This window comes from Sphingobacterium sp. JB170 (genome assembly GCF_900163865.1).
Classification (GTDB): Bacteria; Bacteroidota; Bacteroidia; order Sphingobacteriales; family Sphingobacteriaceae; genus Sphingobacterium.
The window spans coordinates 370,083-384,077 of record NZ_FUKU01000026.1; the positions used below are offsets into that span (position 1 = coordinate 370,083).

Here is a 13,995-nt window from a genome sequence, read left to right on the forward strand (position 1 = left end):
GCCAGGGATTTTGCAAACCGAGTGTAACCCTCGGCTGTTAAATTATTAAAATTTCTTCAGAAAATCCGCCAATTTACCAACCGCAATCGAGCGGTGACTAATACTATTTTTCTGCTCGTTAGACATTTCTGCAAATGTTCTATCGTATCCATTAGGAATAAAAATAGGATCGTATCCAAATCCAGAAGTCCCCCGCAGTTCATCAATAATTACCCCTTCAATAGCCCCTTCAAAAAAGTGCTGTTTTTCATTCAGATACAAAGAAATTATTGTTTTAAATCGCGCAGTTCTTTCGTTAACTCCTGCTAGTTTGGATAATACGAGTTCAATATTCTTCTCCATATCACGCGATCCAGAATACCGAGCGGAATAAACGCCGGGCTCACCATTTAACGCATCTATTTCAAGGCCCGAGTCATCACCAAAACAGTATAATCCGTATTTATTCGCTAAATAATCGGTCTTTTGTTTCGCATTTTCGGCAAAGGTTTCGCCAGTCTCGGGAATATCGTCCGTACATCCGATATCCTTCAATGATTTTAAAACAAAATTATCATTGACCATTGCCTGGACTTCCTCAAGCTTATGAGCGTTATTTGTTGCGAATACTAATTCGAGCATTAATTTGGGATTTAATAATGATATTACTTTTTTGTCACTACCCGCAAGCTGCGGAGGCTATGTTCCAATAAATGTTTTAAATTCATTCCAGAAAAGCTTCTTTTTAGCGACATCAGAAAACATTTCTTCAAAACTAAACGTGTTAAAAACGACGGCCCTCCGGCCTTTCATGTAGGAATTATGTGCGATCAATGGTAGTTTTAACGATGCGGGTTCAACACCAAGTAGCGTAACTTTCTTAGGTTTAAAAAACTCCATTATCAATTTCCAATCATTGGGGTTTTTGGGGTTCGCCAAATTAACAATAGCGACGTTAGCTTTCGATAAATCCAGCGCACCAATGGTTTTCTCGAAGGCATCCTCAGCTTGCGGAGAAAAGTATGGATATTCCGGATAACGAAGAATAAACAACACGCCAGTTGTCTTATCGCCCTGATATTCGAAAATATTCGTACCCAATGATTCCGCAGCGGGGTACACTGGCGCTCGCTCTCCGATTGAATACATCGTTTCATTCATTAATGTCTGAAGGGCTACAGGATTTTTTGTTGTCAGATTCATCGATCAATTGCTTTTTCGAAAAGAAGCTCCTTAGTGCATGGAATAGTGCCTAAGAAGCTTTTTTACTTTATAAATATTATTGGCCTAGTATATAAGCAAACATCAATGGCGCAACAATTGTCGCATCAGATTCTATCATAAATTTTGGGGTATCGATATCTAATTTACCCCATGTAATTTTTTCATTTGGTACTGCGCCTGAATAAGAGCCATACGATGTCGTCGAATCAGAAATCTGGCAGAAGTAGGCCCAAAACGGAACATCTTCCCACTCTAAATCCTGGTACATCATCGGCACTACACAAATAGGGAAGTCTCCTGAAATACCACCAGCAATTTGAAAGAATCCTACGCCTCTATCACCTGAATTTTCACGATACCATTCAGTTAAGTAAATCATATACTCGATACCCGACTTGACGGTACTCGCTTTCAATTTACCTTTAATAACGTTCGAGGCAAAGATGTTACCCGTTGTGGAGTCTTCCCATCCTGGACATACGATTGGCAAATTTTTCTCTGCTGCAGCGACTATCCAGGAGTCTTTCGGATCAATCTCATAGTATTGCTCGAGTACACCGGAGTTTACTACTTGATAAAGAAATTCATGCGGAAGGTATCGCTCCCCTTTCTGTTCAGCAGTATGCCACACATCTTCCAAGTGTTTCTGTAAACGGCGAAACGCCTCTTCTTCTGGGATACAAGTATCCGTTACGCGATTGTAATGCTGATCGAGCAGTTCACGTTCTTGCTCTGGTGTCAAATCACGGTAATTGGGTACACGCTTATAATGCGAGTGGGCTACTAGGTTCATCACATCCTCTTCCAGATTGGCCCCTGTACAAGAAATAATATGAACTTTATCTTGACGAATCATTTCAGCAAGTGAAATTCCCAATTCTGCCGTGCTCATTGCACCACCTAACGAGATTAACATCTTTCCACCTTCTAATATGTGGGTTTCATATCCTTTAGCCGCATCAACCATTGCAGCAGCATTGAAATGTCGATAATTTTTCTCCAAAAATTGGGAAATAGGGCCTTTTTGTGTACTCATAGTTTTAAATTTTCTATTCTAGAACAAAGATACATAATCGGAACGATTTGCCATACAGTACAACGTTGCACAATCGTTATCAAACAGCTATAATCAACGGTATAAACATTCAATACAATTAACTAATAAACAACCTTATACGACCCATGACTCACATTTATCAAGGAAAGACTGTTCGATATCCGCGCCTATCCCTGGTGCATCTGAAACGCTCACATGATAGCCGTTATATTGTACACCACCAATTACCGGATCTTCCAGGTGACCAACCATACAGGTATCTAAATCAAAAAACTTCACGTTATCTGCCGCATACGCAAAATGAACTTTTGCCGACAAAGCTAGGCGTGATTCAAGCATACCACCGATCATACAAGCAATATTATACTCCGATGCTACCGCTTGTATTTTCATCGATTCAGCGATACCCGTCGATTTAGAAAATTTGATATTGATCAAATCACATGCATCTTGCCGACAGAGACGTTCGGCGTCATGAGAAGTGTATACCGATTCATCGGCCATAATCGGAACAATAGTTTGTGTACGGAGTTCGGGCAGCCGGTGATCATCATAGGTACGCATCGGCTGTTCACAAAACTGAATCTTAAAAGGCTCTAGCCCTTGAAGAGCTTCAATAGCACGATCGAATGACCAGCCCTGGTTGGCATCAATACGAATAGGAATATCAAATCCTACAGCCTTACGAATTTCGCGAACACGGGCGATATCATCTCCTGGAGCCTTACCAAGCTTCACTTTCAACGATTCCGCTCCGTGCTCCTTCAATTGTAACGCTTTTTGAGCCATCACTAATGGCTCGTCAATACCCAATGTAATATCAGTAATAATCTCACGCGGACTTCCTGCTAAGAATCGATATAACGGCATTTGCACATTTTTAGCCGCCAGATCATATAAAGCCATATCGAAAGCCGATTTAATTGTGCTATTTCCGGCAATGTACATGTTCAATTCCGCCATCCGCGCAGGGATATCTAGGGGGTTCTTTCCTTTCCATATTTTAGCAAAGTCTCGGGCCAAAACTAGACAGGTATCCTGCGTCTCCCCTACGATCATTGGAAAAGCGGAGCATTCGCCTACGCCATAATGCTCCGTATCGGTGAATACCTGTATAAATGTGTTTTGCGCATAATCCATTGTGCCCGTGGCAATAACAAATGGTTCCATTGGGATGCTTAAACGAAAGATTTTAATATCGGTTATTTTCATAAAAAATTATTCATTCTACGAGTCTGTTCGAAGAGCTAATATAGTTATAAGTTTTATAGAATTCTATCGTACTTAACTTTAGTCGCGTCACCGCAAACAATTAACTAGTTAGCTTTACATTCGCTAAGCAACTCAGTTATAGAGAGCATTAACGCATACTTTCTCGATATTTTTAGCTGAATTTTGGTCTCAGTAGTGAATCTCTCCACACGCTTGACAAGCCCCGTTTCTATCTGCTAATTTTAAGTCTTGCTTCATGTAACCACAGGAGCCACAAGTTTCTGATTTCGGGTATCATCTGCCGATTTCGACAAGAGTTTGCCCCGTATCATACACACTTTTATCTCAACATCCCCCCAGAAGCATCGGATATGGATTCTGACTATCTTCTATTTTAACCCATTCCCGCCACATTTAGGCTTTATCTTGCAATGATATCGGATTCATTAACAAGTCTAGTTGAGTATCCTTGAAGGAAGGGGTTCTTATTACTTGTTACCTTTAGAAAACAGTTGTCTCTTGAACTGTTGGAAGTCCTTCTCTTTTTGTGGAACTGCAGCTACGGAAACTTCTTTCAGCCATGCTACTTCCTGTGTATATGCTATAGATATTTTGAATGCTGAACTAGGGTTATCGTCTTTTTATCAGAATTAAAACATAGTCATGCAGATTCCATACCTTACGAACACAATCAAAAGTCTTAGCGGACGAAACTTGTTGCATCTTGTCTGGGTAAATTCTATATTTATAGACAGTTATAATCCACTCACCTTCGTTTAGTTAATTTATTAGTTTTTCAGTATCTCCGTTTGCCCTTCTTCTTCCATACAATCTAGCTGTAAATGAGGCCATAAATTAACTATCTAATTGAACCCAAAACGGATAAGTCTATTTCTATACTCCACTGCTATTCTCGTTATAGATTCATCTAACAACCATACAAAATTCACCCATGAATAATTGTCAATATTGCTTAAAACCAACTTACAAGACGAAAAATTGCTTCTACACATCATTATTCGTTAGGACGATCGAACAACAGAATGATATTCCCCCGAACCACACCCTAGCAAAAGAGAATGCAAATTCAACAAAAAAACCCACTTAATTTATCAATAAAACAACATTAACTATTTTATCTTACGATATTTATAAAAAAAACCAATTTTTCTTCGTATATTAGCAACCTAATATTTTGAGGAGAGATGATAAACGAAAGATTACCGGAACAGGGATTGTATAATCCCGATTTTGAACATGATGCATGTGGAGTAGGTTTTGTGGCACATATCAAGGGAAAAAAATCACACCAACAAGTTAAAGATGCCTTAACCATGCTGGAGAACATGGAGCATCGTGGCGCTTGTGGTTGTGACCCGGAGAGTGGTGATGGTGCTGGCATAATGATTCAAGTCCCGCACGAGTTTTTATGGGAAGAATGTATCAACCTCGGCATTCAATTAGAAGAGCCCGGCTATTACGGTACGGGAATGTTATTTCTTCCAAAAGAGGAAGAAATAAATACGATTTGCCGAGACCTCATCATCCGAGCTACCGAAGATCGCGGTATGAAATTCTTGGGCTTTCGCGATGTGCCCGTTAATCGCGAGGGAATCGGCGTGACCGCATTAAGTGCTGAACCGGAAATCGTGCAATTTTTCGTTTCTCGTCCTGATGGGGTATCAACTACCGAAGATTTTGAACGCAAGCTATTTGTCTTACGACGTTTAATCATTCAAAAAATAAAAGAACAACAGGAATATCCTTTACCGTTATATATAGCCTCATTATCGTGTAAAACAATTATATATAAAGGACAATTGACGACCTATCAAGTAGGCTCATACTTTGAGGATTTGAAAGACCCGCGTGTCATTTCCGCCTTCGGCCTGGTTCACTCACGCTTTTCAACCAACACCTTCCCTTCTTGGTCCCTGGCACAACCGTTTCGAAACATCGCGCACAATGGGGAAATTAACACACTTACTGGAAACCTGAACTGGTTTTACGCGGGAGCACGCTCCCTATCTTCACCGCATTTTTCCGAAGAAGAAATGGAGATATTGCTCCCTGTGGTCGATCGCGGACAATCCGATTCTGCCTGCTTGGATAATGTCGTAGAACTACTGTTACATACAGGCCGGAGCCTACCGCATGTCATGCTTATGCTCGTCCCGGAAGCGTGGGATGGCAATACGCAGATGGATCCGCTTAAAAAAGCATTCTATGAATATCACGCGACCTTAATGGAACCTTGGGATGGTCCAGCAGCTCTTTGTTTTACGGATGGAAAACTTATAGGGGCTACTTTAGATCGTAATGGCCTACGTCCATTGAGGTATGCTGTCACTTCGGATGAACGTGTCGTGGTTGCTTCGGAGGCAGGAGCGCTACCAATTCCGGAAAGTATTATCATCAAAAAAGGACGTCAACAACCGGGTAAAATATTCGTTGTTGATATGGAGCAGGGATGCATTCGCTCGGATGAAGAGATTAAAGACGAACTCATCAGCCACCAACCATACGGCGATTGGATCGATCGTTATAAGATCCGTATGGACGAACTAGAAAAACCGAGGGTGACATACACCTACCTCAAAAAAGAAGCTGTTTTCAAGTACCAACAGTCATTTGGCTATTCCAGGGAAGATCTAGAAACCATACTAACACCCATGGCCTTAACTGGCTACGAACCGATTGGTTCTATGGGTGCAGACATTCCGTTAGCGATTTTATCGGAACATCCACAACATCTTTCGAGCTATTTCAAACAGTTTTTTGCGCAAGTAACTAACCCGCCGATAGATCCTATTCGTGAACGGTTAGTTATGAGCCTTGCGACATTCATTGGAAACGCAGGTAACATCCTAATCGAAGACAAGAAATTCTGTCACTGCGTAACTTTAGAACATCCGATACTTACTTCACGCGAACTGGAGAAACTACGATCGATTGACACCGGCATATTCCAAGCAAAAACACTGCAACTATATTTCAAAGCCGACGGCAATCCAGGCTCATTGGAAGCCGGAATTGAACGTTTATGTCGTTATGCCGATGACGCTGTACGCGACGGATTTGAAGTCATCATACTATCGGATCGCGCTATCGATTCCCAACACGCTGCCATTCCGTCAATTCTTGCTGTGTCAGCCGTACATCACCACTTGATAAAAACAGGCAACCGAGGGGCCGTTGGTCTGGTCGTTGAGGCTGGAGACGTCTGGGAAGTTCATCATTTCGCGTGTCTCTTAGCGTTCGGCGCAACAGCAATCAACCCCTATATGGCCTTAGCCTCGATTCGTACCATGAAAGAACTCGGACAAATCGACACTGAGTTGGAGTGGGAAGACTTGAAGAAAAACTATGTTAAAGCGATTTGTGCGGGGCTGTTGAAGATATTTTCAAAAATGGGTATCTCCACTCTCCAATCCTATCACGGTGCGCAAATTTTTGAGGTCTTGGGAATCGACAAGTCGGTTGTTGACAGATATTTTTGCGGATCGGTATCTCGTATCGGAGGTTTAACACTCGACGATATTGCCCAAGAAGCACTCGCAAAACACCTTCGTGCATTTGGCGAATCGCGTAATGAGAAAAAGCTATTACCCGAAGGTGGTCTTTATCAATGGAAACGTCGCGGGGAAGGACATCTTTGGAGTCCGGAGACTGTCCACCTACTTCAAAAAGCATGCCGCGGTACTGACTATCAATCATATAAACAATACGCTGCGATCATCAACAACCAGAAAGAGCGTATGTTCACGCTTCGTGGGTTACTAGATTTCGCAAAACATCGCACGCCTGTACCACTGAGTGAGGTAGAGCCGATTGAGAATATTATGAAACGATTTGCCACGGGAGCTATGTCCATGGGATCGATATCTACCCAGGCACACAGCACACTAGCGATAGCAATGAACCGTATTGGAGCCAAAAGCAATACCGGTGAGGGTGGCGAAGACTCTGCACGCTTCCAGCCTTTACCCAACGGTGACTCTATGCGCTCGGCTATCAAGCAGGTTGCCTCAGCACGTTTCGGCGTAACATCTCATTACCTGAGTGAAGCTGATGAAATACAGATTAAAATGGCGCAAGGTGCTAAACCAGGAGAAGGCGGACAACTACCTGGGCATAAAGTTAACGATTTTATCGCACGACTTCGTCACGCAACCCCGGGCGTCGGGCTTATTTCCCCACCGCCGCACCACGACATCTATTCCATCGAGGATTTAGCGCAACTTATTTTCGATTTGAAAAATGCAAACCGAAACGCGCGAATCAATGTAAAATTGGTATCTAAAGCGGGCGTGGGAACGATTGCTGCAGGCGTTGCCAAAGCGCACGCCGATGTGATCCTCATTGCCGGTTTTGATGGTGGAACAGGCGCCTCTCCGGTAAGCTCTATCAAACATGCGGGATTACCGTGGGAATTAGGGCTAGCCGAAGCCCATCAAACATTAGTGCACAACAAACTACGCAGCCGTGTGGTCTTACAGGCCGACGGTCAGATGAAGACTGGTAGAGATATAGTCATTGCAACATTATTAGGTGCCGAAGAATGGGGAGTGGCCACGGCAGCATTAATTGCTGGTGGATGCATTATGATGCGTAAATGTCACTTGAATACCTGTCCCGTGGGAGTGGCGACACAAGACCCAGAGCTACAAAAATTATTCTCTGGAAAACCCGAAGACATCGTCAATCTATTCCGTTTTTTAGCCGAAGAGATTCGCGAGACGATGGCCGAATTAGGCTTCCGCACGATTAACGAAATGGTAGGTCGCGCACAATTTCTAAAAAAACGGGAAGACATCGATCATTGGAAAGCATCAAAAGTAGATTTCTCCAAAATACTTTATGTCGCGCGCAACGCCCCTTCTGAAAGCCTATATAATACTCAAGAACAAGACCATGGTTTAAGCATGATCCTTGACTGGGGTCTACTCGTGCAAGCCAAAACTGCGCTGGAATCAAAAACGCCTGTATTTGGAACATTTAAAGTCAGAAATACGGACCGTACGATCGGCACCCTGCTTTCAAACGAAGTCTCCAAAAGATACGGGGCAGATGGTTTATCGGATAATACGATCAATTTTAAATTCGAAGGTTCAGCCGGGCAATCTTTTGGCGCATTTGCCGCAAAAGGTCTTTCCTTTGAGCTCGAAGGCGAAGCAAATGATTATGTTGGCAAAAGCTTATCGGGAGCACAACTCGCGATCTACCCTACCGCAGATAGTCCATTGACCGCTCACGAAAATATCATTATTGGCAATGTAGCGTTGTATGGCGCAACTTCAGGCCACCTGTTTATCAACGGTATGGCGGGTGAGCGTTTTGCGGTACGAAACTCGGGGGCAACGGCTATCGTCGAAGGAATCGGGGACCACGGGTGTGAATACATGACTGGTGGGCGTGCTTTAATACTGGGCCAAACGGGGCGCAACTTTGCCGCCGGAATGAGCGGAGGAATTGCGTGGGTATACGACATTGCTGGCAACTTTCGGGATAACTGCAATCAAGAAATGGTTGATTTAGATCCCTTAGAAACTGAAGATGAATCGGAAATCATAGCGCTACTAAAACGACACGTCAACTTAACCAATAGTGACCGAGCTACTTTCATCTTAGAGAACTGGGCACAGCAAAAAAGTAAATTTGTAAAAGTATTCCCTCGCGAATACAAAAATGTATTACGTAAAAAATTAATCGAAGCTTAATCAGAGGAGGAACATATCATGGGAAAACCAACAGGATTTATAGAATATCAAAGAGTACTTCCTCAGAAAGACTCTGCAGAGAATAGAAAACAAAACTATCAGGAATTTGTCGAACCATATTCCGAGGAACAGCTGAATAACCAAGCGGCGCGATGCATGAATTGCGGTATTCCATTTTGCCATTCAGGATGCCCGTTAGGGAACGTCATCCCCGAGTTCAACGATGCCGTTTATGACGCTCGTTGGGAAGAAGCATACGAAATTCTTTCTTCCACCAATAACTTCCCTGAGTTCACAGGTAGAATATGTCCAGCCCCCTGCGAATCCGCATGTGTACTGGGAATAAACAAATCACCCGTAGCTATCGAAGAAATAGAAAAGCATATTATCGAAATCGCTTTTAAGAACAACTTCGTAAAACCGCATCAGTCCTTCATCAAAACAGGCAAGCGTGTTGCCGTCGTTGGAGGGGGCCCTGCGGGCTTGGCTGCCGCTGCGCAGCTAAACAAAGCAGGGCACGACGTTGTACTGTATGAAAGGGATGATAAAGTTGGCGGATTATTGCGCTACGGCATTCCTGACTTCAAACTCGAGAAAACGGTAATAGACCGCCGTGTAAAAGTCATGAAACAGTCCGGTGTAGTGTTCCGGACAAATTCCGAAGTAGGTGGGAATGTCCCTGTCAGCGAGCTCAAAGAATATGACGCCGTCGTATTGTCTGGCGGTTCAACAATTCCGCGCGACTTACCGATCCCAGGCCGTCATCTTAAGGGCGTTCATTTCGCAATGGAATTCTTAAAACAACAAAACAAACGCGTGGGAAACTCACCTATTGAAGTCGAAGAAATTCACGCGGCAAAAAAAAATGTATTGGTTATCGGTGGCGGAGACACAGGCTCGGATTGCGTAGGGACGTCTAACCGTCACGGCGCAGCGAGCGTTACACAGTTTGAACTGATGCCGCAGCCACCCACAGAGCGTACGGAAAATATGCCTTGGCCCACCTACCCTATGTTATTAAAAACAACGAGCTCGCATGAGGAAGGCTGTCAGCGGCATTGGAGCATCAGCACCAAGGAGTTTCTCGGTGATGAAAACGGACACGTCCGGGCGGCGCTAATAGTCGATCTCGAATGGGAAGTAGACGCATCAGGACGTCCTGTAAAATTCAAGGAGATTGAGGGTTCCGCACGTGAACTACCTTGCCAGCTAGTTACTTTAGCCATGGGGTTTCTGCACCCACAGTATGATGGTTTATTACAACAGTTAGGTGTCAAACTCACCGAAAGAGGAAATGTTGATGCGCAAGAAGGAGAATATAAAACTTCATTGGACAATGTCTTCGTGGCAGGGGATATGCGCCGGGGCCAATCACTAGTGGTATGGGCCATCTCCGAAGGGCGCGAATGCGCTCGAAAAGTGGATGAATACTTAATGGGGTATTCAGAACTTGAGCGCAAAGACAAATCAGTCTCGTACGCTTAAACTCCTATTAGCAGCAAACAACAAAAGACCCGGAACGATTCCGGGTCTTTTGTTTGCTTGTTTAGTGTAATTTGCGGTTAACCAACGACCGCTCCTTGTTTTCAATCTTCGTCTTGATATAAGGATACAAAAATACAGCCCCTAAAACGATTACTGCGCCGGCATAAAATCCCGCACTCATCGTTTCCCTATTCCCGAAAATTAAGATTGCCAAAACAATTCCATATACCGGTTCCATATTCGTTGTCAATGCGACCGTAAATGCACTAAGCTCTTTCATCACTGCTACACCGAGTACATAGGAAATAGCCGTACATAGGACCCCAAGCAGTAAAAGGTAGGCCCAGTCATTACCTTCAAGCCACATCGTATCGTCAAATTTACCGGTCACTAACATGATAATTGACACGCAAAGGAACGCCCCGAGCATCTCGTAGAAAGTGATGACCGTCGCGCTTGTCTGTTTAACTAATCGTGCATTAAGTATCGAGAATATGCTCGCTAATAGCGCGCATGATAAACCGCAGATTATCCCCCACACATATTGAAATTCAAATTTAAATATCAAATAGATACCAAACAGGATGACTATACCAATACCAACATCGGCCTTTGAAATTCGTTTTCTATTGATCAACGGTTCGAGAATCGAGGTGAAAAGCGTCGCCGCGGACAAGGTGACGAGCGTTACCGATACGGTAGAAATTTTTATAGCGTGAAAGAAAAGCACCCAATGTAAGCCGACAACACCGCCAACTAAAATGATTTGAATAAGCGTATTTTTGGCCACATGAACCGACTTCCCGATGACGATAAAGTAGATAAATAACGAAAGTGCAGCGATAACTACGCGGTACCAAACCAAATGAAGAGCGGAGATAGAAATAAGTTCGCCAAGGATACCGGTAAACCCCCAAATTAACACCGTGAAGTGTAGAATAAGAACGTTCTTATTAACAGAAGGAAGAGTCATGATTATTTCGGAGCTTTATATTTGAGCCACAGACCTAGTAGCAAAAACAGTACATTAGGAATCAACATTGCAATTAGCGGAGGTAAGCCCCCCTTGAGGGAAAACATGGTAGAGAACTGAACAAGTATCAAGTACGTAAAACTCAATGCTATCCCTATCCCTAAAGAAAGACCAATCCCACCGCGTACTTTTTTCGAAGACAGTGAAACGCCCATCAAAGTCAGTATAAAGGCGGAAAATGGACTGATGTATCGCTTATATTTTTCCAGCAATAAATCCGTCATCATTCCCGTCCCTCTTGTCTCTTCCTTGCGAATCCGATCGTTAAGCTCCTTGGTATCCATCGCGGTGAATACGTTGTCATAAACTTCAAAATCTCGTGGCAACATATCTAGTGTCGTATCGCGCGAGGCACCCTTCTCCATCCGTTCGTCTAACCCATCAATAAAGCGCACGCTATAATCTTCAATCTTCCACTTAGTCGCCGTAGAGTCCCATGTTATCCGGCTGGCCATTAGTTTCTCGGTCAACCTGTCGCCATCAAACTTTTCTAGTGAAAAATTATAACCGATATTTCGTTTAGTATCAAAGTTATCGATATACACATAGGTATTGGAATCAATCTGCATATGTGTCGATAGCGTTGAAGTACTTACCTTCTGTGGCTTGACATATACATTTTCAAAATTAACCTTTATCTTGTTGGTATAGGGAATAATCCAAATGTTCGATACAAAAGTAAAAGCGAAGATGAGCCCCGCAGAAAAAAGGTAAGGACGTAAAAACCTATTAAAACTCATACCTCCACTCAAAATAGGGACGATCTCTGTCTGATCCGCCATTTTCGAAGTAAAGAATATTACGGCAATAAAATTTATCAATGGGGTGAGCATATTTAGAAAGAAGGGAATACTTCCTAAGGCATAATATTCGAGAAAGACTTTCGACATTGGTGCCTTATTCTTCAAGAAATCATCCAATTTTTCCGAAACATCAAAAACGACGATAATAATAATAAAAATCGCCACAGTAAATATAAATGTACTGAGGTATTTCTTTATGATATAACGATCGATGATGTTCATAACGCTTGTGCGGTAATATCTACTGTTTTTCCGAAGTTACAACCTTTGTCCTAATATTTTCACCATTTTATCTTTCCAAGAATAGAAAGTCCCATCAATAATTTTTTCACGCGCTTGGTTTACTAACCAAAGGTAAAAATGTAAATTATGCAGTGAGGCTATCTGTGCCCCTAATATCTCTTGCGATCTAATTAAGTGACGTAAATAGGCCTTGGTATGTAGGCGATCCACTAAGAGGTCACTTTCTTCTTCGATGGGCGAGAAATCGGTTTTCCATTTCTCATTTTTAATATTTATGATCCCATTCTGGGTAAATAGCATCCCATTGCGGGCGTTGCGTGTCGGCATAACACAATCGAACATATCGATTCCAAGGGCAATATTTTCCAGCAGGTTTACCGGAGTTCCCACACCCATCAGGTACCGGGGTTTATCTTCTGGCAAGATATTGGTAACAACCTCCGTCATCGCGTACATCTCTTCGGCCGGTTCACCGACAGAAAGTCCCCCAATCGCGTTACCATCTCTATTGAACGAGGCGATCACTTCGGCCGACTTCTCCCGTAGATCTTTATACACGGATCCCTGTACTATTGGAAATAATGTTTGTTCATAGCCATAAAGTGGCTCTGTACTATCAAAACGGTCTACGCAACGTTTGAGCCAGCGGTGGGTCATATCCAGCGAGCGGCGTGCATAGTTGTAATCACATGGGTACGGCGTGCATTCATCAAACGCCATAATAATATCTGCACCGATGATACGCTGTGTATCCATTACATTCTCGGGGGTAAACAGATGTTTCGACCCATCAATATGGGAGCGAAATGTAACGCCTTCTTCCTTAATTTTGCGAACTTCCGTCAACGAATACACCTGATAGCCGCCAGAGTCGGTAAGAATAGGTCGTTCCCAGTTTATAAATTTATGTAAGCCTCCAGCTTTATTCAAGACATCTAAACCTGGTCGGAGATACAAATGATAGGTATTACCCAAAATTATTTGTGCTTGAATATCTTCAATAAGTTCACGCTGATGAACCGCTTTAACGGTACCTGCGGTACCAACGGGCATAAATATTGGTGTTTGAATATTCCCGTGCGCTGTTTCTATAATCCCTGCACGAGCACTGGATCCGTTATCCTTTGCTTGAAGCGTAAATTTCATATACTATTAATGCCCTCTTTATTAAAATCCTTGCAAAAATAGGATAAAAAACAGAAGGAAACGAGCACGGGCTAATTTCTTAATAAAACTTAA

10 protein-coding genes are annotated in these 13,995 nt (G+C 43.0%); 2 read left to right on the forward strand and 8 right to left on the reverse strand.

The annotated features are described in order from the left end of the window. Positions 1-45 precede the first annotated feature (45 nt). The 5 genes from FM107_RS07140 to FM107_RS20200 form a co-directional block, all read right to left on the reverse strand. Complete coding sequence (locus FM107_RS07140) at positions 46-621, reverse strand: non-canonical purine NTP diphosphatase (protein WP_086947813.1); 576 nt, start codon at positions 619-621, stop codon at positions 46-48. A 57-nt stretch (positions 622-678) separates the two neighbouring features. Further along, on the reverse strand, positions 679-1,182 hold the full coding sequence (locus FM107_RS07145; RefSeq protein WP_086947814.1) for a hypothetical protein: 504 nt from the start codon (positions 1,180-1,182) through the stop codon (positions 679-681). 76 nt (positions 1,183-1,258) lie between these two features. Beyond that, entirely contained in the window at positions 1,259-2,239 is a 981-nt protein-coding gene (locus FM107_RS07150) for a deoxyhypusine synthase family protein (RefSeq protein WP_086947815.1), read from the reverse strand. Between the two features lie 135 nt (positions 2,240-2,374). After that, positions 2,375-3,472, reverse strand: a complete 1,098-nt coding sequence (locus FM107_RS07155) for a mandelate racemase/muconate lactonizing enzyme family protein (RefSeq protein WP_086947816.1) — start codon at positions 3,470-3,472, stop codon at positions 2,375-2,377. Positions 3,473-4,102: 630 nt separating this feature from the next. Beyond that, positions 4,103-4,234: a helix-turn-helix domain-containing protein gene (locus FM107_RS20200; protein ID WP_143559451.1), complete on the reverse strand. Its 132-nt coding sequence runs from the start codon at positions 4,232-4,234 to the stop codon at positions 4,103-4,105. 443 nt (positions 4,235-4,677) lie between these two features. Between FM107_RS20200 and gltB the strand changes: the two genes are divergently transcribed. Next, the gene (gene gltB, locus FM107_RS07165; protein ID WP_086947818.1) at positions 4,678-9,192 is read left to right on the forward strand and encodes a glutamate synthase large subunit; all 4,515 of its coding nucleotides are present in this window, start codon (positions 4,678-4,680) and stop codon (positions 9,190-9,192) included. Positions 9,193-9,210: 18 nt separating this feature from the next. Continuing rightward, a complete protein-coding gene (locus tag FM107_RS07170) occupies positions 9,211-10,677 on the forward strand; it encodes a glutamate synthase subunit beta (RefSeq protein ID WP_086947819.1) in 1,467 nt (488 codons plus the stop codon). Positions 10,678-10,738: 61 nt separating this feature from the next. Here FM107_RS07170 and FM107_RS07175 read toward each other — a convergent pair whose 3' ends face one another. Genes FM107_RS07175 through tgt form a run of 3 tightly spaced genes read right to left on the reverse strand, consistent with a single transcriptional unit; the run spans position 10,739 to position 13,902 of the window. After that, positions 10,739-11,650 carry a DMT family transporter gene (locus FM107_RS07175; RefSeq protein ID WP_086947820.1) on the reverse strand — a complete coding sequence of 304 codons (912 nt, stop codon included), beginning with the start codon at positions 11,648-11,650 and terminating at the stop codon, positions 10,739-10,741. A gap of 2 nt (positions 11,651-11,652) precedes the next feature. After that, positions 11,653-12,735: an LptF/LptG family permease gene (locus FM107_RS07180; protein ID WP_086947821.1), complete on the reverse strand. Its 1,083-nt coding sequence runs from the start codon at positions 12,733-12,735 to the stop codon at positions 11,653-11,655. Between the two features lie 36 nt (positions 12,736-12,771). After that, positions 12,772-13,902, reverse strand: coding sequence for a tRNA guanosine(34) transglycosylase Tgt (gene tgt / locus FM107_RS07185; protein WP_086947822.1), 1,131 nt, complete (start codon positions 13,900-13,902; stop codon positions 12,772-12,774). Positions 13,903-13,995: the final 93 nt, after the last annotated feature.

What these genes read in the sequence shown, in the direction of transcription:
- FM107_RS07175 (WP_086947820.1), bottom strand. Translation starts at nt 11,650, where the DNA reads ATGACTCTTCCTTCTGTTAATAAGAACGTTCTTATTCTACACTTCACG.
- FM107_RS07150 (WP_086947815.1), bottom strand. Translation starts at nt 2,239, where the DNA reads ATGAGTACACAAAAAGGCCCTATTTCCCAATTTTTGGAGAAAAATTAT.
- FM107_RS07180 (WP_086947821.1), bottom strand. Translation starts at nt 12,735, where the DNA reads ATGAACATCATCGATCGTTATATCATAAAGAAATACCTCAGTACATTT.
- tgt (WP_086947822.1), bottom strand. Translation starts at nt 13,902, where the DNA reads ATGAAATTTACGCTTCAAGCAAAGGATAACGGATCCAGTGCTCGTGCA.
- gltB (WP_086947818.1), top strand. Translation starts at nt 4,678, where the DNA reads ATGATAAACGAAAGATTACCGGAACAGGGATTGTATAATCCCGATTTT.
- FM107_RS07155 (WP_086947816.1), bottom strand. Translation starts at nt 3,472, where the DNA reads ATGAAAATAACCGATATTAAAATCTTTCGTTTAAGCATCCCAATGGAA.
- FM107_RS07145 (WP_086947814.1), bottom strand. Translation starts at nt 1,182, where the DNA reads ATGAATCTGACAACAAAAAATCCTGTAGCCCTTCAGACATTAATGAAT.
- FM107_RS07170 (WP_086947819.1), top strand. Translation starts at nt 9,211, where the DNA reads ATGGGAAAACCAACAGGATTTATAGAATATCAAAGAGTACTTCCTCAG.
- FM107_RS07140 (WP_086947813.1), bottom strand. Translation starts at nt 621, where the DNA reads ATGCTCGAATTAGTATTCGCAACAAATAACGCTCATAAGCTTGAGGAA.